23 protein-coding genes are annotated in these 24143 nt (G+C 73.6%); 2 read left to right on the top strand and 21 right to left on the bottom strand.

The annotated features are described in order from the left end of the window. Nucleotides 1-10: 10 nt before the first annotated feature. The 20 genes from ABZY31_RS02935 to ABZY31_RS02840 all read right to left on the bottom strand — a co-directional run bounded on the left by ABZY31_RS02935 (nucleotide 11) and on the right by ABZY31_RS02840 (nucleotide 21307). Nucleotides 11-1336 carry an MFS transporter gene (locus ABZY31_RS02935; RefSeq protein WP_356404145.1) on the bottom strand — a complete coding sequence of 442 codons (1326 nt, stop codon included), beginning with the start codon at nucleotides 1334-1336 and terminating at the stop codon, nucleotides 11-13. Continuing rightward, complete coding sequence (locus ABZY31_RS02930; protein WP_356404143.1) at nucleotides 1333-2709, bottom strand: ATP-grasp domain-containing protein; 1377 nt, start codon at nucleotides 2707-2709, stop codon at nucleotides 1333-1335. The genes ABZY31_RS02935 and ABZY31_RS02930 overlap by 4 nt, the downstream gene beginning before the upstream one ends. Continuing rightward, nucleotides 2706-3929, bottom strand: a complete 1224-nt coding sequence (locus ABZY31_RS02925; RefSeq protein ID WP_356404142.1) for a 3-deoxy-7-phosphoheptulonate synthase class II — start codon at nucleotides 3927-3929, stop codon at nucleotides 2706-2708. The genes ABZY31_RS02930 and ABZY31_RS02925 overlap by 4 nt, the downstream gene beginning before the upstream one ends. After that, nucleotides 3926-5371, bottom strand: coding sequence for a lyase family protein (locus ABZY31_RS02920; RefSeq protein ID WP_356404140.1), 1446 nt, complete (start codon nucleotides 5369-5371; stop codon nucleotides 3926-3928). The genes ABZY31_RS02925 and ABZY31_RS02920 overlap by 4 nt, the downstream gene beginning before the upstream one ends. Continuing rightward, complete coding sequence (locus tag ABZY31_RS02915) at nucleotides 5368-7353, bottom strand: FAD/NAD(P)-binding protein (protein ID WP_356404138.1); 1986 nt, start codon at nucleotides 7351-7353, stop codon at nucleotides 5368-5370. Before ABZY31_RS02915 ends, ABZY31_RS02920 begins: the two co-directional genes overlap by 4 nt. A 92-nt stretch (nucleotides 7354-7445) precedes the next feature. After that, nucleotides 7446-8825 carry an aldehyde dehydrogenase family protein gene (locus ABZY31_RS02910; protein WP_356404136.1) on the bottom strand — a complete coding sequence of 460 codons (1380 nt, stop codon included), beginning with the start codon at nucleotides 8823-8825 and terminating at the stop codon, nucleotides 7446-7448. Then, the gene (locus ABZY31_RS02905; RefSeq protein ID WP_356404134.1) at nucleotides 8825-9925 is read right to left on the bottom strand and encodes an AMP-binding protein; all 1101 of its coding nucleotides are present in this window, start codon (nucleotides 9923-9925) and stop codon (nucleotides 8825-8827) included. Before ABZY31_RS02905 ends, ABZY31_RS02910 begins: the two co-directional genes overlap by 1 nt. A 126-nt stretch (nucleotides 9926-10051) precedes the next feature. Beyond that, nucleotides 10052-11068, bottom strand: coding sequence for a 3-oxoacyl-[acyl-carrier-protein] synthase III C-terminal domain-containing protein (locus ABZY31_RS02900; RefSeq protein ID WP_356404132.1), 1017 nt, complete (start codon nucleotides 11066-11068; stop codon nucleotides 10052-10054). A 7-nt stretch (nucleotides 11069-11075) separates the two neighbouring features. Continuing rightward, the gene (locus tag ABZY31_RS02895; RefSeq protein ID WP_356404130.1) at nucleotides 11076-11369 is read right to left on the bottom strand and encodes a phosphopantetheine-binding protein; all 294 of its coding nucleotides are present in this window, start codon (nucleotides 11367-11369) and stop codon (nucleotides 11076-11078) included. Beyond that, complete coding sequence (locus ABZY31_RS02890) at nucleotides 11366-12943, bottom strand: amino acid adenylation domain-containing protein (protein WP_356404128.1); 1578 nt, start codon at nucleotides 12941-12943, stop codon at nucleotides 11366-11368. The genes ABZY31_RS02895 and ABZY31_RS02890 overlap by 4 nt, the downstream gene beginning before the upstream one ends. 93 nt (nucleotides 12944-13036) lie before the next feature. After that, nucleotides 13037-13693 (bottom strand): NAD(P)H:quinone oxidoreductase, encoded by a 657-nt coding sequence (gene wrbA, locus ABZY31_RS02885; protein ID WP_356404126.1) that lies wholly within the window; start codon nucleotides 13691-13693, stop codon nucleotides 13037-13039. Nucleotides 13694-13719: 26 nt separating this feature from the next. Continuing rightward, nucleotides 13720-14241 (bottom strand): flavin reductase family protein, encoded by a 522-nt coding sequence (locus tag ABZY31_RS02880; RefSeq protein ID WP_356404124.1) that lies wholly within the window; start codon nucleotides 14239-14241, stop codon nucleotides 13720-13722. 50 nt (nucleotides 14242-14291) lie between these two features. Continuing rightward, complete coding sequence (gene phzG, locus ABZY31_RS02875) at nucleotides 14292-14975, bottom strand: phenazine biosynthesis FMN-dependent oxidase PhzG (protein ID WP_356404122.1); 684 nt, start codon at nucleotides 14973-14975, stop codon at nucleotides 14292-14294. A gap of 12 nt (nucleotides 14976-14987) precedes the next feature. After that, the gene (locus tag ABZY31_RS02870) at nucleotides 14988-15851 is read right to left on the bottom strand and encodes a PhzF family phenazine biosynthesis isomerase (RefSeq protein ID WP_356404120.1); all 864 of its coding nucleotides are present in this window, start codon (nucleotides 15849-15851) and stop codon (nucleotides 14988-14990) included. After that, complete coding sequence (locus tag ABZY31_RS02865) at nucleotides 15844-16212, bottom strand: hypothetical protein (protein WP_356404118.1); 369 nt, start codon at nucleotides 16210-16212, stop codon at nucleotides 15844-15846. The genes ABZY31_RS02870 and ABZY31_RS02865 overlap by 8 nt, the downstream gene beginning before the upstream one ends. Further along, nucleotides 16209-18083, bottom strand: coding sequence for an anthranilate synthase family protein (locus ABZY31_RS02860; protein WP_356404116.1), 1875 nt, complete (start codon nucleotides 18081-18083; stop codon nucleotides 16209-16211). The genes ABZY31_RS02865 and ABZY31_RS02860 overlap by 4 nt, the downstream gene beginning before the upstream one ends. Continuing rightward, nucleotides 18080-18703 carry an isochorismatase family protein gene (locus ABZY31_RS02855; protein ID WP_356404114.1) on the bottom strand — a complete coding sequence of 208 codons (624 nt, stop codon included), beginning with the start codon at nucleotides 18701-18703 and terminating at the stop codon, nucleotides 18080-18082. Before ABZY31_RS02855 ends, ABZY31_RS02860 begins: the two co-directional genes overlap by 4 nt. A gap of 14 nt (nucleotides 18704-18717) precedes the next feature. Then, complete coding sequence (locus ABZY31_RS02850; RefSeq protein WP_356404112.1) at nucleotides 18718-19194, bottom strand: PhzA/PhzB family protein; 477 nt, start codon at nucleotides 19192-19194, stop codon at nucleotides 18718-18720. Between the two features lie 27 nt (nucleotides 19195-19221). Continuing rightward, nucleotides 19222-20424, bottom strand: coding sequence for an acyl-CoA dehydrogenase family protein (locus tag ABZY31_RS02845; RefSeq protein WP_356404110.1), 1203 nt, complete (start codon nucleotides 20422-20424; stop codon nucleotides 19222-19224). 58 nt (nucleotides 20425-20482) lie between these two features. Further along, nucleotides 20483-21307: an SDR family NAD(P)-dependent oxidoreductase gene (locus ABZY31_RS02840; protein ID WP_356404108.1), complete on the bottom strand. Its 825-nt coding sequence runs from the start codon at nucleotides 21305-21307 to the stop codon at nucleotides 20483-20485. Nucleotides 21308-21543: 236 nt separating this feature from the next. Between ABZY31_RS02840 and ABZY31_RS02835 the strand changes: the two genes are divergently transcribed. Further along, complete coding sequence (locus ABZY31_RS02835; RefSeq protein WP_356404106.1) at nucleotides 21544-22266, top strand: class I SAM-dependent methyltransferase; 723 nt, start codon at nucleotides 21544-21546, stop codon at nucleotides 22264-22266. Continuing rightward, on the top strand, nucleotides 22263-22682 hold the full coding sequence (locus tag ABZY31_RS02830) for a VOC family protein (protein ID WP_356404104.1): 420 nt from the start codon (nucleotides 22263-22265) through the stop codon (nucleotides 22680-22682). Before ABZY31_RS02835 ends, ABZY31_RS02830 begins: the two co-directional genes overlap by 4 nt. 76 nt (nucleotides 22683-22758) lie before the next feature. Here the strand turns inward: ABZY31_RS02830 and ABZY31_RS02825 are convergent, their stop codons facing one another. Then, the gene (locus ABZY31_RS02825; protein WP_356404102.1) at nucleotides 22759-24141 is read right to left on the bottom strand and encodes an FAD-binding oxidoreductase; all 1383 of its coding nucleotides are present in this window, start codon (nucleotides 24139-24141) and stop codon (nucleotides 22759-22761) included. Nucleotides 24142-24143: the final 2 nt, after the last annotated feature.

Raw genomic sequence — 24143 nt, 5'->3', positions numbered from 1 at the left:
GCGTCCGTGCTCACTCCTCCCCCGGCCCCGGTGTCGCCGGGGCGCCGCGCAGCGCGAGCAGCGCCAGCACGGTGGCCAGGAGGGAGATCGCGCCGACGGCGTACCAGAAGGAGTGGCCGAGGGCGGCGAACAGCCATCCGCCCGCCACCGGGCCGAGGGCGGAGCCCAGGCCGAAGGCGAAGTGGAAGCTGCCGAGGTAGTGGCTCTTGAGGGGTGCGGGTGCGATCACCGCCGGGTACGAGAAGATCGCGGGCCCGCCGATGATCTCGCCCAGGGTCCAGACGAGCGTGGCGATGACGATGACGGCCGGGCCCATCGGGAGCCCGTACAGCGCGACTCCGGCGCCCAGCAGGGCGAAGGCCAGGCCGATGGTGACCCGTACCGGCCAGTCCTGGGTGACCTTGGTGAGCAGCAGCTCGAAGGCGATGACGAGCAGGCCGTTGAGGGACACGGCGGCGGTGTACCAGACGAGGCCCAGTCCGGCCGCGGCCACGTCGAGCGGCAGCGTGGACAGGTACTGGGTGTAGACGGCGGTGTGCAGGACGGTGGCGAGCAGGTAGAGGGTGAAGCGGCGGTCGCGCAGGACCGCCAGGTAGCCCCCGGCCGGGTCCTTGACCAAGTGCCCCTTGGCCAAGGAGTCCTGCGCCGAGGGGTCCTGGGCCGCCGCCCGGCCCGCGGGCAGGGTGCGCCAGGCCAGTACGGCGAAGGCCAGGGCGATCAGCGCCTCGCCCCAGAAGAGCAGGTCGTAGGAGTCGTGGCCGAGCCGGAAGAGGCCGAAGCCGACGAGCGGCGCGGCCATCGCTCCGAGGTTCAGCCCGAAGCGGTACATGGCGAAGACCATGACCTGGCGCTCGGGGCCCGCGAGTTCGGAGAGCAGGGCCGCCGAGGCCGGCCGGAACATCTGCCCGGCCAGCCCGGCGAGGACGACCACGGCCAGCAGGGCGCCGTAGTCGGTGAGGTAGAGCAGGGCCGCGGTGAGCGCGGCCGAGCCGGCCATGCTGACGGCGGTGGTGTTGCGGGCGCCGAGGCGCGCGGAGAGCGAGCCGCCGATGAGCACGCCGAGGACGGTGCCCGCGCCGTAGGCGCCCAGCGCGAGGGTGGCCCGGCCCGGGGTGTGCCCGAGCGAGGTCAGGTAGAGGACGAGGAAGATGTTGAGGAACCCGCCGAGCCGGTTGATGAACACCCCGGCGAGCAGGGTCTTCACGGCGAGCGGTGCTTCGGTGAAGGTCGCGCGTACCGAGGCCCGCGCGGCCGGGGGCACGGCCGCGCGGGGTCCGGCGGCCGTGTCCGGGGCGTCGGGGGTCCCGGTGTCCGGCCCTGGTGCGGTGTACGTCACGCCCCGGCCACCGCCTCCGGCGCGGGCCCGGCGGGCGAGGTGCGGATGGTGATGGCGGCCCGGACGCGGGCTTCCAGGGCGTCGAGGGCGACGCCGGTGGGGGCGTCGATGAAGAAGTTCGCGACCCGGTCCTCGGAACTGAGCAGCGGGCCGACCTCGGAGCCCTTCTCCTTCTGTGCGAAGACCGCGCGCAGGGTCGGCGGGTCGTTCGGGCGGCCGACCGGCACCTCGGGCCACAGGTCGCCCTCGCCCGCCCATTCGACGACGGTGCCGGGCCAGTCGACGCTGATCTCGTCGAGGATGCCGGGGTCGTGTTCGAGGTAGACCTGGCGGGCGTGCCGGATGGGCTTGGGGTATTCGGCGGGCTCACCGAGGGCGATCTTGATGATCTCCGGCTCCAGCGGGCGGCCGGTGGCCAGGTGGTAGAGAACGGTCAGGCCGTCGCCGGGGGTGCGGGCGGCGACCTCCATCAGCTTGGGGCGGCCGTTGGCGTCCAGGCGCCATTCGGAGTGGGTCATGCCGTCCTTGAAGTCCAGCAGCTTCATGGTGCAGCGGTTGGCCTTGAGGAGGGTGCTGCGTTCCAGGCCGACGGCGCTGGAGACGGTGTGGGACAGCTCGACGAAGGTGTCGGCGTGGGAGTCGGTGGTCCGCTTGACGGTGACCGACTCGAAGACGATCTTGCCGTGCTGGACCAGGGCCTCGACGGAGAACTCCTGCCCGGAGACCCGCTCCTCGACCAGGATCGTCTCGTGTTCCGGGTACCCGGCGAGCAGTTCGGTGAGCTGCGCCGCGTCGGCGGCGGTCGCGACGCCCGAGCTGGAGTGCCGGGTGGCGGGCTTGACCACGACGGGGAAAGGCAGGGACGAGGGGTCGAAGCCTTCCCGGGCGCCGGGCGGCAGGACCACGGATGCCGGGTTGAACTCGCCCAGGTGGAACCGCTGGAGGTACTTGCTGCGGCAGACCCGGGTGGCGCGCAGGCCAGGTCCCGGCAGGTCGAGGGCGTCGGCGATCAGGCCGGTGGGCTCGACGAGGGTCTCGCCCGCCGCGTAGGCGCCGATGATCTCGTACGTGGACTCCCAGGCGCGGACGGCGGCGATGACCCCGGGGGTGAAGGAACCCTCGCGGTCGACGGAGCCGTCCACGAAGGCGATGTCGGCGATGTCGGCGGCGGGGTGACCGGGCTCGCTCAGGCCGGCCAGGGCCTGCTCCCGCCACGCGGACGGGGTGATGACGAGGATCTTGAGTCCGCGCGCGGTGAGTTCGCTCAGGTAGCGCGGGGCCCGGCAGATGGCCAGGAAGGATCCGGTGAGCAGGAAGGCTGCGGGTCTTTCCGACAGCGGCGGGACGTGCTCGTTCACGTGGTTGGTGCTCATCGCGCGGGCCTCCACAGGTCGGCGGCCAGAAAGGCCATGTCGAGTGCCTGGCCGCGGTTGAGGCGCGGGTCGCAGGCGGTGGTGTAGTTGCGGTCGAGGTCGTCGAGGGTGACCGGGTCCGTGCCGCCGACGCATTCGGTGACGTGGCTGCCGGTGAGTTCCAGGTGCAGGCCGCCCGGGTGCGTGCCGAGCGAGCGGTGGATTTCGACGAACGCCCGGATCTCGGCGGTGATGTCGCCGAGGCTGCGGGTCTTGAGGCCGCCGGGGGCGACCTGGGTGTTGCCGTGCATCGGGTCGCACACCCACAGCACGTCCGCGCCGGACGCGGTGACCTTCTCCACCAGGGCGGGCAGGACGTCGTGGATGCGGTCGGCGCCCATGCGGGTGATGAAGGTGAGGCGGCCCGGCTCGCGGTCGGGGTCGATGATGTCGGTGAGGGCCAGGAGTTCGTCGGCGTTCGCCGTCGGACCGACCTTGACCCCGATGGGGTTGGCGACGGAGGCGGCGAAGGCGACGTGGCCGCCGTCGAGCTGGCGGGTCCGCTCGCCGATCCACACGAGGTGGCCGGAGCCCGCGTAGCGGCGGCCGCTGGCGGGGTCGGTGCGCACGAGCGGGGTCTCGTAGTCGAGGAGCAGGGCCTCGTGGCTGACGTGGAAGGGCGCTCCGGCGGTGCCTTCGGCGAGGCCGTCGGGGCCGATGAGGTCGTCGTCGGAGCCGGGCAGCTGCCGGATGCGTTCCAGGGTGCGGGCGGCGGTGCGGTAGGCGGTCTCCATCCGCCAGGGGTCGGGCGCGCGGTCGGCGGCGGTGAAGCCGAGGCCGTTGACGGAGTCGCCGCGGTAGGCGGGGAGTTCGACGCCTCCGCGGGTCTCGGTGGGGCTGGAGCGCGGCTTGGCGTACTGCCCGGCCATCCGGCCGAGCGGTACGACGGGCACGGCGGCGCCGTAGGAGACGATCTCCGCCATCTGGCGCAGGGTGGTGACCGTGCTCTCGGCCTCGCCGAGGGCGCGGGGTCCGAACTCCTCCGCGCAGTGGCCGCCCTGGAGCAGGAGTGCCTCCCCGCGGGCGGCGGCGGCCAGCCGCTCGCGCAGGGCGTCGGCTTCCGACAGCGGCACGAGGGCCGGCAGTCCGGCGAGCCGGTCGGTGACGGTGGCGAGGATCCGGGGGTCGGGCCAGTCCGGCTGCTGAGCCGAATGGAGTGTCCCGCTGGGGGCAGTGATCATCGTGTACTCGCTCCTCGCTTCAGGGCCCGGTCGGTCAACGGACCGGCCACCCCGGTGTATTGGGCGGGTTCCAGCAGGTCGCGCAGGTGCTCCGGGGTCAGGTCGGTGGTGCCCGACAGGGTCTCGGTCAGCAGGTCGGACAGGGTGGCGGACAGGGGGGTGCCGGTGGCGCGCGCCGAGGCCGTGGCCTCGGTGAGCAGCCGGCGGGCTGCCGCCTTGCCCAGGTGCGGGGCGAGGACGGCGGCGAGCCGCTCGGTGACGACGCCGCTGCCGGTGAGGGCGAGGTTGGCGCGCATCCGTGCGGGGTCGGGTTCGAGGCCCTCGGCGAGCTCGACGGCGGTGTGGGCGGCGCCGCCCGCGAGCCGCAGGCATTCGCGCAGGGCGTGCCATTCGCTGTGCCAGACGCCGGCGGAGCGCTCTTCCTCCGAGACGAGCGCCTGGGCGAGGACGGCGGCCAGGGCGGGGACGGTGAGGGCCGCCGAGCGGATCAGGGTGGCCAGGACGGGGTTGCGCTTGTGGGGCATGGCGGAGGAGGCACCGCGGCCCGCGGGAGCTGGTTCGGCGGCCTCGGCGGACTCGGTGCGGGTGAGCAGCAGCACGTCGGCGGCGAACTTGCCGAGGGTGCCGGTGGTGTGGGCGAGCACGGCGCCGAGGTCGGCGACGGGCGTGCGCAGCGCGTGCCAGGGCAGCAGGGGCGCGGCGAGGCCGGTCTCGGCGGCGAAGGCGTCGGTGAGGCGCTCGTGGAACGCCTCGGTGTCGAGGCCGGCGCCGCTGTGCGCGGCGGCGGTACGGGCGTACTCCAGGTAGCCGCCGAGGGTGCCCGCGGCGCCGCCGAGGGACACGGGCAGCCCCCCGTCGAGCAGCCGGTCGACGCGCCGCACGGAGTCGAGCAGCCCGTGCCGCCAGCCCGCCGCTTTCAGCCCGAAGGTGGTGGGCACGGCGTGCAGGGCCAGGGTGCGGCCCGCGATGACGGTGTCGCGGTGGGCGGCGGCGAGGCGGCCCAGCGCGTCGGCGGTGCGCAGCAGGTCGGCGCGGAGCGGGACCAGGGTGCGGGCGGCGACCAGCATCATGGCGGTGTCGAGGATGTCCTGGCTGGTGGAGCCGCGGTGGACGTACTCGGCGGCGCTCCCGCCGTCGAGGTGCGCGGTGAGGGCGGCGACCAGGCCCACGACGGGGTTGGCGGTCTCCCGGGCGGCCAGGGCCAGGGCGCGGGCGTCGAAGCGGTCTGCCCGGGCGGCTGCGGTGATCGCCGCGGCGGCGTCCGGAGGGACCGTGCCGAGGCGGGCCTGCGCCCGGGCGAGGGCGGCTTCGGCGTCCAGCATGGCCTGGAGCCAGGCGGTGTCCGAGGTGGTGGCCTCGGCGGGGGTGCCGGCCCGTACCGGGGAGAGCAGTCCGACGTCGGTGTCGGCCCCGGTGGCGGCTCCCGGGCGGGGCGGGGTCACGGCCGGGCCTCCGCTCCGGAGCCGCCGGAGGCGTTCGCGAGCGGCGCGGTGACGGCCGGGAGGGCCAGGGCCGCGTGCGCGATGGCGTCGGAGTCCTCCAGGGTGACGGAGCCGACGCCGGGGCGGATGCCGGCGGCGGTGACCCAGTGCACGGATTCGGTGGGGACGCCGTAGGCGAAGCGGCGCGGGTGTTCGCGGCCTTCTGCGTCGACGAGGCGGTAGGGCCGCTCGGAGACGGCCAGGCCGCCGGTCTCGTACTCGATGCCGCAGGCGCCGCGGATCTGGTAGGGGCGGCACTGGCCGCTCTCCAGCAGCTGGACGAGCAGCGCGTCGGTGGTGCGGCGCAGGTCGGGGTGGGGCAGCCGGGCCTCGATGAGGGCGGTCGTCCGGATGTCGGGGGCGTCGACGCCGGTGGCGGTGGCCACGAAGGCGGGGCCGTCGGGGCCGTCGGGGTCGGCCGTGACGCGCAGGCCGGGGCCGGTGAACTCGACGATGCCCGCGGAGGCCAGCGCGATGAGTTCGTCGATGCGGGAGACGGGCGGGCCGATGGAGAGGAAGCCGTTGAGCGGGGTGTACCAGCCTTCGAGCTCGTCGCGGTGCGAGGTGGCTTCGAGGCCGCCGTGGTCGACGGCGATGCGGATCTCGTTGCGCAGGTCGCGCAGCACGTCCAGGGCCGCCTTGAGGGGGCCGCTGACGTTGCCCTGGCGCGCTTCGTGGGCGTCGCGCAGCAGGTAGGCGAGCATCCAGCGGCGGAAGTCGTCGCGGCCGGTGAAGCGCAGATCGCCGTAGGGGCGCGAGAGCGTCTCCCAGTTCCAGCGCTGGCCCTCCTCGACGCCCGCTTCGAGCAACAGGAGGTCTTCGGCGTCCTCGTCGGGTGCGGCGAGGTAGCGGTCGATGAAGGAGGCGACGGCGGCGGGTTCCTCGCCGCGGTTGGCCAGCAGGCGCTCGTAGTAGACGCTCTGGACCTCCTTCTGGATCAGCGGCCAGATGTGGATGCCGAAGTGGATCCAGTCGCCGTCCTTGGCGGCGGCGCGCATCGCGTCGACGCGGGCGATGGTCAGCAGGCGGGGGGCGTAGCGGCCGTCGGGGCCCTTCTCGTTCTCGCCGCGCGCCTGGTAGGGGATGCCCCGGCGGGACCCGGCGTACATCTTGGGCTCCAGGCCGGAGGGCCGGTAGACGAGGCGGCCGTCCGCTCTGCGCTCGAAGAAGCCGCCGCGGCCGAGGGTGAACAGCGCCATGTAGTCGAAGAAGTTGAGGCCGAGGCCGCGCATCAGGACGGGACGGCCGGGGGTGATCGCGGTCAGGTCGGTGTCGGCGGGGTTGGACGGGCCGGTGTACGAGAGTCCGTACTCGGTGGCGAAGTCGGAGAGCCGCTGCTCCTCGGGGGTGAGCTTGGCGGGCAGGTGGCCCTGGGCGAGGACGACCGCGGACAGGCCCGACAGGCGGACCCCGTCGGCGAGTTCGACGGACTGGGCGCCGCCGGGGGTCTCGGAGTCGTGGAGGGCGATGGCGCGGGTGCGGTGGACCTGGATGTCCACGTGGGCGGGGGCCGCGTCGAGGGCCTCCTCGAAGGCCCACTGGAGGTAGTGGCCGTAGAAGGCGCGGGTGGGGTAGGTGTCGGGGCCCAGCTCGCGGGCCTCGGCGAGGGTCTGGGCGCCGTAGCGCTCCTCGTGCCCCGGGTCGGAGGGGTCCAGGCGGCGGGCCCACGCGTAGAGGCTGGGGCCCTCCTCGATGGGGCCCTCGATGCGCACGCTGTCGTCGGTGAAGAGGGTGATCTGCGAGGCGACCGTGTTCATGAGCAGGTGGCGGGGCTGGGCGGTGCGCCACACGTTCCCGGCGCCGGGCGGGGCGGGGTCGACGATGTGGACGGTCAGGGCGTCGTGCGCCGGGGACTTGCGCTCCTGTGCGCAGATCCGCTCCAGGACGGACAGGCCGCGGGGGCCTGCCCCGACAATGCAGATCTGGGCGTGGCTGTGCTGCATGGCTGATCCTTCTGTTCGGGCCGCGGATCACGCGGAGGGGATGTTCCAGCCGACGTCGGAGAGTCCGCACCTGGTACACATGGCCGCTCCTTTCAGTCGCGGATGACGGTCTTGCTGCGCATGAGGAATTCGGCGAGGTAGCCGTCGTGCGGGAGGCCGGGGCCCATCCAGTACGTGGGGTGGTCGCCGGCGTGGACATTGCCGATGGAGGGCTCCGCGACGAGGTCGTCGAGGAGGCGTTCGTCGCGGGTGAGCGCGGTGACGACGAGGCTGCCGCGCAGCGGTCCGATGCCGTCGGCGGGGTCCCAGGGGGCCACCCACACGCAGGGGAAGGGGAGTTCGATGCCGGCCTGCGGTGCGTCGGCACGCTCCAGCTGGTGGACGGCGGGGCGCAGGGCGGCGCTGCCGTCGCCCAGTTCCTCGGCGATGCCGTCGCCGCCGAGCCAGGCCCTGGCGCCCCCGGTGTGGGAGAGCAGGTAGCGCTCGATCGCGAGGGCGCTGTCGAGCGGCTGGACGGGCAGCACCGCCTTGTCGTCCTCGGGGGGCAGGGCGGGGAGGACGGCGAGGCGTTCGGCGAGCTGCTCGGCCAGCGCGGTGGCGGCGTCCGCGCCTTCGACCAGGACGGTGGTGGTGTTGACGCAGCCGGTGCCGCCGTGTCCGGCGACGGAGGCGACGACGGTGTCGAGGTGCTCGCTCCAATCGGTGTCGGCGGTGATGAGGATCTTGCTGCGGCCGGGGCCCTGGAGGTGGACGGCCGGGTTTCCGGCGTATTTGCGGATGACGTCCTCGCCGCCGTAGACCAGGGCGCGGTCCACGGCCCGTACGAGGGTGTCGGCCTCGGCGTGGTCGGTGGGCAGCAGCACGATGTGGTCGTCGCCGAAGCCTGCCGCGCGCAGGGCGGTGACCAGCCGGTGTGGGGTGAAGGGTTCGCGGCGGGAGGGGCGGACGGCGACCCGGTAGCCCAGGGCCAGGGCCTCGGGCCACAGGCTGTGGGTGCCGGGGTGGTTCCCGGCGGCGAGGACCCCGAAGGTCTCGCCGCGGCGGGTCCACACGGCGCGGCCGGTGCGGGTGAGCGGGGAGCGCCAGTCCTCGGCGGCGCCGGCCGGACGGGCCTGGGCGAGGCTGTCGTAGACGCGGGTGAGGCGGGCGGCGATGGCGGTGGTGGTGGCCCGTACGACGGGGAGCGGGACGCCGCCGACGCGGCTGACGGCGCGCTCGTGGGCGTCGATGGTCCGGCCGTCGAGTTCGGCGGTGGCGAAGAGGTGGGCGGCGCGCAGCACGGCGGCGACGCGGGCGTCGGCGTCGAGGGGCCGGGCCCGGTGCAGGGCTTTGGCGGCGCGGTCGACGAACAGGGCGGGGACCAGGCTGAGTTCGGCGGCCGGGGCGCCGCAGACGTCGGTGACGGAGAGCCGCTTGCGGGCGCGGAAGGGGCCGCGCGGGCCGAGCGCGTCGAGGCGCGGGACGGTGCTCACTAGTACACCCCTTCGATGACGGGCTCGTCCTCGAAGGTGGCGACGGGGGCGATGTCGGCGACGGCGTCCCCGACGAGGGCGCCGGCCGCGGGGAGGCGGGTGGCGAGGTCGCGCTCCAGGTTGTTGGGGAGCAGGAAGCCCTTGCTGACGTGGCTGACCAGGACCTGGCCGCGCTCGCCGTAGGGGACGGGTTCGCGGGTGCCGGGGTCGACGACGGAGAAGGTGACGTAGGGGCTGAGCGGGTCGAAGACGCAGGGTTCGTCGTCGGGCAGGCCGGCCCGCTCGCCCGCGAAGCCGAGGATCATGGTGCTGCCGTAGTTCCCGCAGAACGCGACGTTGGGGAAGATCTCCGTCTTGTAGAGGTGGCGGGAGTCGGGGTCGAGCTGGGTGCCGCCCCAGCGGATCGCCTTGACCTTGTGGTTCACCAGTTCGACGAGGTCCTCGCGGCCGGCCAGCCGTTCCAGGACGGACGGGGTGATGGTCAGGACGCCGATGTCCTGGGAGCGCAGGACGAACTCGGCCTGTTCCAGCAGGTGCAGGGCGTAGGCCCCGGCGTCGGCGCCGCGGCCCTGGGCGATGAGCTTCTTCACCCAGCGGGGGTCGAGGTCGATGGTGAAGCCGCGGGCGCCGTGGGTGGTGGCGGAGCGGTGGAAGAACTCGCCGACGATGTGCGGGCCGGTGGGGACCAGGCCGAGCCAGTTCGCGCCGCGCGGGAAGCCGTGGGCGTCGATGTTGGCGTTGGACCACGCCACCATGCGCTCCAGCCAGTCGCGGGTCAGGACCACCCGCTTGGGGGCGCCGGTGGTGCCGCCGCTCTCGAAGACGCCGACGACGTCGGCGTCGGAGCCGTAGCCGCGCGGGATGAGGTCCTCGGCGCGCACGTGGCGCAGCTCGCCGGTGACGTTGGGGAAGAGGCTCAGGTCCGCGTGGGACTTGATGTCGCGGCGCGGGTCGAAGTCGAGGGTCTCGGCCCGCCGCAGCCAGAACGGCGATCCGGTCTCCGGGTTGAAGTGCCATTCCATCGCGGCCTGGAGGAACTCGTCCGGATCGGGCTGCACGTCGTACGGAAGGTCCAGGATCGGGTGGGCGGGCGCGGGCACGGTGGTCTCCTTCGGGCAGGGCAGCGGGTACGCCGGCGGGGCCCGGCACGGGGGAATGGACGGCCCCGCCGGCGTACGCGCTGGTCTGGTGGCCCGGGTGACCGGGCGTGCTGGTGCAGGACGCGGCTAGACGCGGATCAAGGTGGCGCACCAGCGGCCGGTGGAGATCCCGCAGAGGGCCACCAGGTCGCCGGGGTTCAGTTCGCCGCTCTCCACCTGGAGACCGAGCGAGATCAGCTGGTCGGCGCCGCCCATGTGGCCGTGGCCGGGGGCGATGGCCGCGTTGGTGCGTTCCAGCGGGATGCCGAGCGGTCCGGCGACGGCGGCGATGCTGGAGGGGACGTCGTTGAGGTAGATGACGTGGTCGATGTCGGTGCGGGCGACGCCGGCCCGGCGGCAGGCGCCCTCGACGACCTCCACCAGGCGGGTGTAGCGCTCCCCGATGAAGGTGCGCAGGGCGGCGGGGTTGCCGCCGAACTGCTCGCGCACCTGGTCGTAGGCGGAGGGCGCGTCGGCGCTGGTCCAGCCGACGGGGGGCAGCGGGGTGACGGCGCCGCCGAAGTCCAGGCGCAGCAGGTCGCTGTACTCGGGGTCGGTGAACTGCTCGCTCGCCAGCCACCGGTTGGCGGTGTGGCCGCGCCGCACGACGACGGCGACGGCGGCGTCGGACAGCACGGTGTTGATGACGTTCATCCGGTTGCGGTGGAACTCGCTGACCCGGTTGACGACGACGAACAGGGCGTACTCCGCCTCGGGTTGCAGGGCGAAGGTGGAGGCGACGTAGAAGAGGCCGTTGACCCCGGACCCGCACCCTTCCTGCAGCAGCAGGGTCTGGGTGCGGCCGATCTTCAGTTCGCGGGCCAGTGCGGAGGCGCTGTCCCAGTAGGAGTACTCGGGCATGTCGGTGATCGCGACGACGACCAGGTCGAGGGCGTCGGCGCTGATCCCGGCGCGGGAGAGGGCCCGTTCGGCGGCGTCGCGCGAGAGGTCGGTGCCGGTGACGCCGTCGGGTGCGCGGTGGAAGGTGTGGTAGCCCCACTTCACGACCCGCTCGGGGTCGCTGACGTAGTCCGCGGCGGCGCTCGCGACACTCTGGTCCTCCCCGAACGCGTAGCCGAAGGAGACGATGCCGATGTCGGTCACGGCGGCCTCAGGCGGCTTCCGCGTCGGCGGCGGTGATCCGGGCGATCCGCTCGGTCAGCTCGTCGGCGGCCTCGCCGAGCGGGCGCTCGAAGAGGACCAGCAGGTCGTACTCGATGCCGAAGCGCTCGTGGGCGTACCGGCCGAGCTGGAGGGCGAGGGCGGAGTGGCCGCCCAGTTCGAGGAAGGTGTCCTCCAGGGTGACGTCGGGCTCTTCGAGCAGCTCGGCCACCCAGGCGCGGGTGGCCTCGCGGACCTCCTCGGGCAGTGCGGCGGCGGTCGTGTGGTGCTGGGGGATGCTCATGCGGACTGGCTCCTCTGCTCTTCCCAGATGCGGGCCACCTCGGCCCGGTTGACCTTTCCGTTGACGGTGCGCGGCAGGTAGGCCAGCGGCAGCGCCTGGTAGACGGACGGGTGCATGTACGACGGCAGCAGGTCGCGGACGTGGGCGCGCAGGGTGCGGGCCCGGGGGTCCTCGGCGCCCTCGGCGACGAGGTAGGCGCAGGCGAGCCGGTCGTCGCCGGGCTTGAAGGCGTGCACCCAGACCACGGCGTCGGTGACGGCGGGGTGGGCCTGGACGGCGAGTTCGATGTCGCTGAGTTCGATGCGGTGGCCGCGCAGCTTGACCTGGAGGTCGGCGCGGCCGCGGTAGACGAACCGGTCGTCGTGGCGGCGGCTGACGAGGTCGCCGCTGCGGTAGTAGCGGACGCCGTCCACCGTCGGGAAGCGTTCGGCGGTCAGCTCGGGGCGGCCGAGGTAGCCGTCTGCGACCTGCGGCCCGGCCAGCCACAGCTCGCCCTCCTCGCCGGGGGCGGCGTCGCGGCCGTCCTCGGTGACCACGCGGGCGGTGCCGGAGAGCAGGATGCCCACGGGCAGGTCGTCGCGGTCGAGGTCCTCCTCGGTGACCGGGTGGTAGGTGCTGAGGACGGCGGCCTCGGTGACCCCGTACATGTTGACCAGGGCCGGCTGGGACAGCCCGAACCGCTTGGACCAGGGGCGGACCGTCTCGGGGGTGAGCTTCTCGCCGCCGAAGATGACGTAGCGCAGGGCGGGCAGGGCGGTGTCCTCGCGCAGCACGATGGTGGTGAGCGCGCCGAAGGCGGTCGGCGTCTGGTTCAGGACGGTGATGCCCTCCTGCTCGACGAAGCGCAGGGTGGCCTCGGGCGAGCGGGCGACGCCGGCGGGCAGCACCACGCAGCGGGCGCCGGTGGACAGCGGTCCCCAGATCTCCCAGACGGAGAAGTCGAAGGAGATGGAGTGGAACAGCAGCCAGCTGTCGCGCTCGTTGAAGGCGAAGGGCCCGTCCGCGCTGGCCAGCAGGACGGCCGCGGCGCCGTGCGGGACCAGGACGCCCTTGGGGCGGCCGGTGGTTCCGGAGGTGTAGATGATGTAGGCGGTGTCGTGCGGGGCGGGCCCGGGCCCGGCGGGCGGGGCGACGGCCGGTCCGTCCAGCAGGGCGGCGAGGTCGGCCTCGGGGACGACCGGGACGGCGCCGGTGGGGCAGCCGTCGGGGTCGCCGAGGAAGGCGGCCACGGCGCTGTCGGTGACGATGAACTCGTTGCGGGCGGGCGGGTTGCGCACGTCCAGCGGCACGTAGGCGGCCCCCGCCTTCATCACGCCGATCATCGCGGCGATGGCCGTGGCGCCGGGCGGCAGCCGCAGCGCCACCCGGTCACCGGTGCCCACGCCCCGGCGCTCCAGCAGCGCGGCGATGGCGTTCGCCCAGCCGTCCAGGAGGCGGTAGGTGTACGAGATCCCGTCGGCCGACAGCGCGGTGTGCTCGGGGAAGCGCGCGACGGACCCGGCGAGCAGGTCGGTGAGCGTGCGGTAGTCGGTGGCGCGTTCGGTGTGCGGCGGGCCGATGGTGGCGATGGTCATGGCGGGCTCCGGGGCTCCGGGGTGCGGGCGGTCGGGTCGGGGGCGGGTGGCCGGTGGGGGCGGCGGCTCGGCGGGCGGGCCGGGTTCCGCCGGTCAGGCGTGCTTCACCGCGCGGGCGAAGCGCACGACGCGCTCCGCCTGGGCGCGGGCGGCGTTGCGGGTGGTGTCGTCCACGGGCCGGGCGCCCTTGCCGCCGGACCAGTGGGCCGTGCCGTAGGGGTTGCCGTCGGTGAACTTGTCGGGGTGGGTGTAGCCGGGGGCGACGACGATGCCGCCGAAGTGGTGGAAGGAGGCGGTCAGGGCGAGCAGGGTGGACTCCTGGCCGCCGTGCTCGCTCGCGGTGGAGGTGAAGCCGCCGTAGACCTTGTCGGCGAGCAGGCCCTGGCTCCAGGCCGGGCCGAGCGAGTCGAGGAACTGCTTGAGCTGGGCGGAGACGTTGCCGAAGCGGGTGGGCGAGCCGAAGAGGACCGCGTCGGCCCACAGCAGGTCCTCGGGGGTGGCCACCGGGACGGCGGCGGTCTCGGCGGCGTGCCGGGCCCAGACCGGGTTGGCGTCGATCGCCGACTGCTGGGCCAGTTCGGCGACCTTGCGCAACCGGACCTCGGCGCCCGCCTTCTCGGCGGTCTCGGCGATCTCCCGGGCGATCTCGGTGACGTGCCCGGTGGCCGAGTAGTAGATGACGGCGACGTTGACGGCGGTGCCCGGGGCGGCGGGCGCTGCGGGTGCGGTGCTGGGCGCTGCGGTGGTCACGGCGTACGGCTCCTCGGCTCGGTGGTTCACCAGTCGGCGATGTGGCAGGCGCTGAAGTCCTGGTCGGCCCGCGACGCGTTGGGCGTGGGCCGGGCGAAGGCGCGGTTGTAGTAGACGAGCGGGGTGCGGTCGCTCGTGTACGTCTCCTCGACGCAGCCGAGGAGGATGGTGTGGTCCCCCGCGTCGACCGCCGAGTGCATGGAGCAGGCGACCCGGACGCCGGCGAGGTGCAGGCCGGGCAGGCCCAGTTCGCAGGTCTCCATGTCGCCGGCGGCGAACCGGTCGATCCCGGAGGTCGCGAACCGCTTCGCCACCGCGTGCTGTTCCTCGGTGAGGACGTTGATCAGGAAGTGCCGCGCGGTGGCGAACGCGGCGTGCGTGCTGGCGCCCTTGTCCAGGCAGACCGAGACGAGCGGCGGGTCGAGGGAGACGGAGCTGAACGAGCTGGCGGTGAAGCCCCAGCGCGTGCCGTCGCCGTCGATCGTGGTCACCACCGTCACCGGGCCCGGTACGCGGGCCATCGTGCCGGTGAGCAGGGAGCGCTCCATCGCACCGTCCTTCCTTTCCGGTCGGGTCGGTTCTCATCGAAAGGGGCTGGTCAGGGCTGGAGGCGGCTGGTGTGCCAGTCGCCGCCGAGGCGGGTGTAGGAGAGCCGGCGGTGCAGCCGGTCGGAGGCGGCGTTCCAGAACTCGACCTCGGCGGGCTCCAGCAGGTAGCCGGTGAACCGCTCGGGGCGCGGCAGCGGCCGGCCGCCCTCCGCGAGGTCCAGCGCCCGCTCCCGCAGCGCTTCCAGGTCCCCGGCCGGGTCGCTCTGGTGGGAGACCGTGGTCATGGAGTGCAGCGGGGTGGGGCGGGCGGCCCACAGCTCGTCCGACGCGGCCGCCGGCAGGGCGGTGACCGGGCCGGACAGGATGAGCTGGCGGCCGCTCTCGCGCCAGTACAGGACGCCGGACGCCCAGCAGTTGGCGGCGAGTTCGCGGCCCTTGCGGCTGGTGCTGTGGGTGGTGAAGACGAAGCCGCGCTCGTCCTCCCGGGCGATGGTGACGATCCGGTTGGAGGCGTGCCCCATCCGGGAGGCGGTGGCCAGGGCCAGCGAGCGGGGCTCGCGGACCCCGCGCCGGACGGCGTCGGCGATCCACTGCCGGGCCAGCGCGAGGGGGTCGGCGGGCGGGTCGTCGTATTCGGGGAAGGGGAGGTCGGTGGCGCCGGTCAGGGACTCGTACTTGCTGGTGTCGAGCCCGGGGCGGGCGGTGGCCGCCGCGGGTGTGGTGGTCGTGGTCATGGCCGCTGCTCCCTAGACGTAGATGGTTCCGCGGGCGATGACCGTGCCGTAGCCGCCCACCCGCACCCCGTTGACCCGGTCCGCCTGGCCGTGCGCGGTGGCGCACATCCGGGACGGGCGGCCCATCTCGACCCCCTGGGTGATCTTGATGCGCTGTCCGTACGGGGCCAGCCCGTGCCGGGCCAGGTGGATGGCCAGCGGCCCCGCGGCCGATCCGGTGGCCGCGTCCTCCACGACCCCGTAGGCCGGGGAGAACATCCGGGTGCGCCACTCCTCCCCCGCGCCGGCGAAGCAGTTCGCCGCCATGTCCGGGAAGCGGGACAGCGCCCGGTGGTCGGGCCGCAGCGCGGACAGCGCCTCGACGCTCTCCACGCCGACGAACACGTGCCGCGGGCCGTTGTGGTAGATCTCCACGGGGGCGATGGACTCCTGCACGCCCAGGGCTTCGAGCAACTCCTCTGCGTGCTCGTACGGTTCCCAGCTCGGGTGCGGCTGGCGCATCTGCACGATGACCGAGCCGTCCCCGTTGTCCATGCCGACGTCGAAGGGGATCACTCCCATCCCCGTCTCCAGCCGCAGCCGTTCCTCCTTGCGGCCGACGCCGAGCGCCTTGCGGGACAGCCCGAGCGCGACGGCGGTGCCGAGCATCGGGTGCCCGGCGAAGGGCAGTTCGTTGACCGGGGTGAAGATCCGGATCCGCGCGTCGGCCTCGTCCGCGTCGGGAGGCAGGACGAAGGTGACCTCGGAGAGGTTCATCTCCCGCGCGATGGCCTGCATCCGGTCGGCGGTGAGGTCCTCGCTGCCGAAGAAGACGGCCACGGGGTTGCCTTCGAGCGGGTTGCGCGCGAAGGCATCCACGACCATGTAGTCATGCATGGGGAAGCGCTCCCTGACTGAGTGAGGTGGCGTCGGCGAACGCGGCGCCGAGCCCGTGGAGGGTGACGAGGGGGTGTACGCCCTCCACCGCGGCTTCGACCTCGAACCGGGACCGGTGCGTGGGCGGCCCGCCGATCAGCTCGGCGGCCCGGTTCGCGGGCAGGACACCGGCCGGAGGGCGCTCGCTCCAGAGCATCACGGCCCCCCACCGGTTGCCGGGCCGGTCCGCGATCCACAGCTTGAGGACCAGTCCGGGCACCTCCGCCCACGCGTCCACGGCCTCCTCGCGCAGGTGCTCGCGCAGGGAGTCGATGCTCGCGCCGGTCCCGGCCAGTTCCCACCAGGCGATGTCCACCCTCATCGGGCCGCCACCTCCAGGGACCCGAGGGCCCGCAGCAGGGCCTGCCCCAGGATCCGGGGGCCGTCCACGGTGAGTACGGATTCGGCGTGGAACTGCATGGAAGCGAAGTGCGCTCCGCGCAGGGCGTGCACCTCGCGGGTGCGCGGGTCGCGGCTGATCTCGACGATGCCGAGGTCCCCCGCGTCGATCTTGTCCTCGGTGCTCTGGGCGGCGTACGTGTTGTAGAAGCCCACGCGCTCCGCCGACCCGAAGAGGTCGATCTCCCGCTGCACGCCCTGGTTGGGGGTGGCACGGCGGACCAGGCCGAGGCCCAGGCGCAGGCTCAGCACCTGGTGGCTCAGGCAGACCGCGATGAACGGCCGTCCCTGGTCGAGGAGCCGGCCGGCGAGGGCGTCCAGGTGGATGATCCGCGGGTCGGTGGCGTCGCGCGGGTCGCCGGGGCCGGGGCCGAGGACCACCAGGTCGTGGTCGGCCACGTCGTAGGGCTCGTCGAAGCGGCGGACGCTCACGTCGAGGCCGAGGGAGGCGAGCTGCTGGCCGATCATCGCGGTGAAGGTGTCCTCCGCGTCGACGACCAGCGCCCGCAGCCCGGCGAGCCGGGGCTCCCACGCGCCGCGGTCGCCGCGTTCGGCGCAGCCGCGCAGCCAGAACGCGGCGATCCCGGTGTTGCGGGCCTCCAGGGCCGCCCGTACCTCCGGGTGGGCGGCGAAGCGCACGGCGGTGTCGGACTCCAGGGCGCTGAGCACCCCGGCGGCCTTGGCGCGCGTCTCGGCGACCTCGGAGGCGGGGTCGGAGTGGCGCACCAGGGTGGCGCCGACGCCGATCCGCATCCGGCCGTCCGCGCCGATCTCGGCGGTCCGGATCAGGATCGCGGAGTCCAGGGTGCGCCCGCCCGCCGGGTCGCGGCCGATGAGGGCGGCGATCCCGCCGTAGTAGCCGCGGCCCTCGGGTTCGTAGCGCCGGATGACCCGGGCCGCGCTCTCCAGCGGGCTGCCGGTGACGGTCGGCGCGAACATCGTCTCGTGCAGGATCTCCCGCACGTCGCGGTCCGTGGTGCCCTCGATGAAGTACTCGGTGTGCGCGAGGCGGGCCATCTCCTTGAGGTGGGGTCCGGTGACCCGGCCGCCGGTGGCGCAGATCCGGGCCATCATCTTCAGTTCCTCGTCGACGACCATGTACAGCTCGTCGGCCTCCTTGCGGTCGGCGAGGAAGCGGGTGACCCCGTCGAGGGTGGGGCCGGTGGCCGGGTAGCGGTAGGTGCCGCTGATGGGGTTCATGACGGCGGTGCCGTCGGCGAGCGAGAGGTGCCGCTCGGGGGTGGCGCCGACGAAGGTGCGGCCGCCGGTGTGCAGGGCGAAGGTCCAGTAGGCGCCCTGTTCGCGTTCCAGCAGGCGCCGGAAGAGGGCGGGCGCGGTGCGCCGCGGGACGAAGTCCTCGATGGCCGCGGTGTAGGTGCGCTTGATGACGAAGTTGGAGCCGGCGCCGGCGCCGATCTCGTCGGTGACGATCCGCCGGACGGTCGCCGCGTACTGCGCGTCGTCCACGTCGAAGCCGCCGCCGCGCAGGCGCACGTCCTGGTCGGCGATCCGGGCGGGCAGCTCGGCGAGCGCGACCGTCTCCCGTTCGGTGACGGTCATCGCGAGCAGCGGCGCCCCGTCGTCGGGGGCCTCGAACCCGCGCTCGGCGAGCTGCCGGTAGGGCACGACCACGAGCACCTGGTCGGCGTCGAGCGGTACGTCGGCCAACGCGGCCGGGGTGTGCACGGCGCCGGTGAGCACCTCGACGGTGCCGGGGGCCAGCTCGGGGCGGTGCAGCAGTGCGAAGTCGGTGACGTCGCCGGCGAGGATGCGGGCGAGGAGGTCTCTGTTCACGCGAAGACCTCCCCGGCGGGTATGACCCGGCCGCAGCGCTGGGCGACGTACTCCAGGGCCTGGGCGTGGTGGGCCGCGGAGAAGTCGCCGACGGCGTCCGCGGCGAGGAAGGGCTGGATGTCGTGGGCGAAGGCGTCCAGCGCGGTGGCGAGCACGCCGATGTGGGCGTAGACCCCGCACAGCACGAGCTGGTCGCGCCCTTCGGCGCGCATCCGCTCCAGCAGGCCGGAGCGGAAGAAGGCGCTGTAGCGCCACTTGGTGAAGACCCAGTCGTCCGCGTCGGGCGCCAGCTCGCCGACCACCTCGCGGTCCGCGTCACCGGTCCGCATGCCGGGCCCCCAGAAGTCCTTGAGCAGGCCGCGCTGGGTGTCCGACATCCGGCCGGGCTGGGCCGTGTAGGCGACGGGGACGCCGAGGGCGGCGGCGCGCTTGCGGAGCTGGGACGCGTGGTGCACGAGGTCCGCGCGCAGCGGGTCGGGCAGGGCGGCCAGGAAGTAGCGCTGCATGTCGTGGACGAGCAGCACGGCCCGGTCGGGGTCAGGGGTCCAGGAAACGGTGTTGGCGGGCAGTTCCGCCGCGGTGGGCAGCGGATAGGACTCGACGGGGGGCAGGCCGGGCATCGGGCATCTCCTTATTACGTGGGGATTCCTTCGCGCCGTACCTGCGGGACGTCGATCCCGAGGGCGCGGAACTGCTGGCAGGGGTTCATGAACTCGCGCTGCTGCTTGATCTTTCCGTCCTCGAAGAGGAAGGAGTGGATGAAGTGGTTGGTGTAGTGGCCGACGGGATAGCCGGGATAAACGATCTTTCCTTCGCCGCGGCATTCGACCCAGAAGCGGTCGGGGTCCTGGGTGGCGAAGATCTCGACGTCCGTCCAGGTCCAGTCGGGGAAGCAGCGCAGCGACCACACGGCGTGCTCGCCGAGCCGGTCGCGGCCGGTGATGGTGATCGGTTCGCCGGTCTCGTTGGTCCACAGACCGCCGACGCCGTCCTCGGTGAAGAGGAGGTGGCGCTTCAGGCGGTCCTGGCCGCGGGTGTTCATGTACTGCTCGACGACGGCCCGGTTGTGTTCCCGGACGGCCTGCTCGTCGGCCTGCTGATCGAACGACATGGTGATCCTTTCCGGCGGGGAGGGGGGTCAGACCAGCAGGCTGATCTCGCGCGGGTCCCGGCCGACCAGGGCCCGGCCGTAGAGCTGCTGCGGGATGCCCATGCCGAAGCCCGCGTGGCGGCTGCCGACGTTCACGTCGCGCCAGATCCGCTGGAGCGGGTTGGACTCGTTGAAGGCGGAGGAGCCGTACGCCGTCATCAGGATGTCCACGGCCTCCCGGCAGAGCTGGGCGACCTGGGTGGAGTACTGCCGGGCGGCGGCCCGGACCAGGACGTCCGCGAACTCCCCCGCGCAGGCGGCCTCGTCGGCCGCGTCCGCGATCTTCCCGGCAAGCAGCCTGGCCGTCTCGATCTTCGTGGCGGCCTCGGCCAGGTCCAGCTGGAGCGAGGGCGACTCGGCCTGGTTCGGGTAGCGGGAGCCGGCCGCGGGCCGCTGGGGGGCCGCCTCGCGAACGAAGTCGAAGGCGGCGGTGGCGCCGCCGAGCAGCGAGCCCAGCAGGCCGATGGAGAAGAGCCCGACCAGGCTGTTGCGGTAGCGGTGGGCGGGGTCGACCAGCCCGTCCGTCTCGCCGTTGAGCAGCGGCAGGTAGGGCAGCAGCCGGCGTTCGGGGACGAAGACCCCCGTCGCCACCACGGTGTTGCTGCCGGTGCCGCGCATCCCGGCGAAGTGCCAGGTGTCCTTGATCGAGACCTCGTCGGCCCGCATCAGGGCGAAGTGCACGACCGGGTCGCGGTCCGGGACCGGTACGGCGATCAGGACGCCCACCCAGTCGGCGTGCAGCGAGCCGGAGACGTACGCCCACTCGCCGGTGACGAGCACCCCGCCGTCGGCCGGCTCGACCCCGCGGGCCGGCATGCCGAGCACCAGGGCGGTGCGGGCGTCCGGGTTCAGGCTCCACACCTCGTCCTGCACCGCGCGGGGGAAGAGGGAGGCGACGAAGTTGCCCGCGTTCAGCACTCCGGTGATCCACGCGGTGGAGCTGCACCCGCGGCCCACCTCGGTGGCGACCTCCAGCAGGGTGCGGATGTCGGCCTCGTAGCCGCCCAGGCGCCGCGGGGTCATCAGCCGCATCAGGCCCGCGCCGGTGACCGCGTCGATGCTCCGCCCGGTCAGCCGTCGTGCGCCGTCGCTCTGCGGTGCGTCCTCCCACAGGCCCGCGCGCAGCGCGGCCGCCCGGGCCACCAGCTCCGCGCGGCCCGGGGCCACGCCGTTCACGGCTTCACTCTGCACGGTCTTCTTCCCTTCAGCGGGGTCGGTCGGGGTCGGTCGGTGCGGTGGTGCGGCGGGTTCAGTCGCCCTGGGCGGCGCGGGCGAGGGTGTCCCACTGCTTCCACCCGGCCAGCCGCTCCTCGTAGGCGGTGGTGATCGTGTCCAGTACGGTCGCGCCGAGCAGCACGCGCAGCGGCGGGTCCGGGTGGTCGACCAGCTCCAGCACCGGCCCGGCCGTGGCGGCCGGGTCGCCGGGGGCGGAGCCGGCCGAAGGGGCCTTCGCGACCTCCGCGTAGGCCGCGGAGGGCTCGGCCCAGACGGCCGAACTGCCGCGCCAGTCCGTCTTGTACGGGCCCGGCTCGACCAGGGTGACGCGGATGCCGAAGCGGGCCACCTCCTGGGCGAGGGAGTCGGTCAGCCCCTCGACCGCCCACTTGGAGGCGTGGTAGAGCCCGAGCATCGGCCAGGACGCGAGTCCGGCGATGCTGGACATTTGGAGGATGTGGCCGCTGCCCTGGGCCCGCAGGACCGGCAGGACGGCCTGCGTCACCCACAGCGTGCCGAAGAGGTTGGTGTCGAGCTGCTCGCGGGCCTGGGCCTCGGTGACGTCCTCGACGGCGCCGAACAGACCGTAGCCCGCGTTGTTGACCACGACGTCGATCCGGCCGAAGTGGGCGTGGGCGGCGGCGACCGCCGCGAAGGCCGCGTCCCGGTCCCGGATGTCGAGCCGCAGCGGCAGGACCGCGTCGCCGTACGCCTCGACGAGGGGGTCGAGGGAGGCGAGGTCGCGGGCGGTGGCGGCGACCCGGTCGCCCCGTTCGAGTGCGGCCTCGGCCCAGACGCGGCCGAATCCCCGGGACGTGCCGGTGATGAACCAGACCTTTCCTGTCACTGCGGCAGTCACTGCGGCTCCTTAACCCGTCGGTGAGGCTTGGGCTCCATTCATCCCGACGCACGGCGGGCCTGTCCACGAAGGGAATTCGGACACCCCGTCCGAGTGAGGAATTTCCTCGGACGGACACCCGGAACGTCTCCTCGGACACCAACCGGCGTTTCGGACAACGGAGTCGGCGGGTGATACTGCCGGGAATCCCGCACCCTACGGATCCCCGAGATCGAATTCACCGCAAGGAGATTCGCGTGAGCGCCACGGAACAGACGTACGACTACGCCGCCGCCGACTTCAACGCCGTCTACACCGGCGGCGAACTGCTCGAAGGGGCCGCCATCAAGGTCGTCCCGTGGGACATCGGCGAGGCCCAGCCGGACGTCGTGGAGCTGGAGCGCCTCGGCCGCTTCGCCGGTGAGGTCCTCGACGTGGGCTGCGGCCCCGGCGACAACGCCGTCTTCCTGGCCGGCCGCGGCTACAAGGTCACCGCCGTCGACGCCGCTTCCGCCGCCATCGAGCAGGCCCGCGCCCGGGCGGGCGACCTCGACATCGACTTCGCCGTCGCCGACGCGACCGCCCTGACCGGCTACGAGGGCCGCTTCGACTCCGTCCTGGACAGCGCCCTCTTCCACACCCTCCCGGCGCCCGCCCGCCCGCTGTACGCGGCGGCCCTGCACCGGGTCACCCGGCCCGGCGCGCGCCTGAGCGTGCTGTGCTTCGCCGACGTGCCGGGCGGCATGCCCGCGCCGCTGTCGGTGTCGGAGGAGGAGCTGCGCACGACGCTGACGGAGGCGGGCTGGACGATCACCTCGCTGGAGCTGTCGGAGTACGCGGGCGTCGCGGCCGGCATGGAGAAGTTCTTCGAGCGCACCGGCCGGCGCCCCGAGCTGGACGCCAAGGGCCGCACCCGGCTGCCGGTGTGGAAGCTGTTCGCCGAGCGCGCCCCCGAGGCGGTCCCCGGGGCGGCGGCGTGAGCGCGGCGCACGCCTCCGTCCCCATCGCCCCCGCCCGTCCGGCCCCTCCCGCCCCGGTGCGGCGCGCGTTCCCCGTGCTGCGCGCCCGCCGGGTCGGTGCCACCGCCGCCTTCTACGAGCGGCTCGGCTTCCGGGCCGGGCACCGCCACCCCGCGAAGGGCGAGCCGGACTTCGTGGCGCTGCGCCGCGACGACGCGGAGCTGGCGGTGAGCCGGGACGACGGGGCCGTGGAGCTGCCCTCGGGGGGCGTCGACCTGTTCGTGTTCGTGGAGGCCGTGGACGCCACCGTGGACGTCCTGCGGGCCGCGGGCGCCCCGGTGGTCCAGGAGCCGGAGAACACGCCGTGGGGCGAGCGGGTGGCTTACGTCCGCGACCCCGCGGGCAACCGGGTGGGCCTCGGCTCACCGGCTGCCTGACCCCTGCGCACGCGGAAGCGCCCCGGGACCGATCGGTCCCGGGGCGCCGCTGTGTGTGGAGGCGGCCGTAGGAGGATTACGCGGCGGGCTCGATGTTCAGGTTGGTGCGGAACACGTTGCCCGGGTCGTAGACGCCCTTGAGCTTGGCGAGGCGGGCCCGGGTGGCCGGGTCGTACAGCTCGTCCGCGTAGGCGTCGGCGGTGCGCTCGCCGTAGACGAAGTTGAGCGAACGGCCCAGGGTCCACGGCCGGACGGCCTCGTCCAGGGCGGCGTGTGCGGTGCGGATGTCCGCCAGGGGCGCCTCGTCCGAGCCGGACAGGACCCGCAGGATGTAGGCGGCCTCGCGGAACGGCACCGCGTTGGGCACCTCCGGCTGCCGCGCCAGGGCCCCGCCCATGTGGCGCAGGTCGACGATGCAGTCCACCGGCGATCCGGGTCCGGCGAGGGTGCGTACGGCGTCCAGGATCTGCGGGTTCAGCTCGCTCAGCAGGACGCTGTTGCCGTCGTAGGCGTGCGAGAAGGTCGGCTCGGCGTAGATCGAGCCGACCTCGGGGTAGGCCAGCTCCCCCAGGTGCTCGTGGATGATTTCCACGCCGAACCCACGCCACGGGGCGACCAGTTCGGGGCCGCCGGCCAGGTCGGTGGTGGCGAAGCGGACGTGCACGACGTGGCGGCCGCGCAGCGGCTCGGGGAAGACCGGGATCGGCGGGTACTCGATCATCCCGAGGGAGGCGGTGACGCTCTCGGGAGCCGTCGCGGTCCAGCTGCGGAACTGCTCCAGCACCCGGTCGGCGTGCGCGGCGTCGAAGTACATGCCGCCGCCGTAGACGGTGGCGACCGGCAGCAGCGAGATCTCCAGGGCGGTGACGATGCCGAAGTTGTCGCGGCCGCCGCGCAGCGCCCAGAACAGGTCGGGGTCGCTGTCGGCCGTGACCCGGCGGGCCCGCCCGTCGGCGGTGACCACCTCGACGGCCTCCACCAGGTCGGCGGCGTAGCCGAACTCCCGCGCCAGCAGGCCCAGTCCGCCCGCGAGGGTGTAGCCGGTCACGCCGACGTGCCCGGCGGAGCCGCTGAGCGGGGCCAGCCCGTGCGGGGCGGTCCGCTCGACGACCTGCTCCCAGCGGGCGCCCGCCTCGATGCGGGCGGTCCGCGCGCCGGGGTCGACGGTGACGCCGGTCAGCCGCCGGGTGCTGATCACCAGGCCGCCCCGGTCGAGGACGGTGACCCCGTGGCCGGTGGCCTGGACCGAGACCGGGATTCCGCGTTCGGCGGCGAAGGCCACCGCGAGCCGGACGTCCTCGGCGTTCGCGGCGCCGAGGACGGCGGCGGGGTCGTGCCGGTATCCGGCCTGGAATCCGGTGAGTTCCTCCTCGTAGCCCTCCTGTCCGGGAGTGAATACCGGCCCGGTCACCGATTCCACAAGGGGGGTGAAGTCAATCCGGGTGCTGTCATGGGACATCA

It is taken from the genome of Streptomyces sp. NPDC006529 (assembly GCF_040611795.1).
Taxonomy (GTDB): Bacteria; Actinomycetota; Actinomycetes; order Streptomycetales; family Streptomycetaceae; genus Streptomyces.
This window is presented reverse-complemented; position numbering and strand designations above follow the sequence as displayed.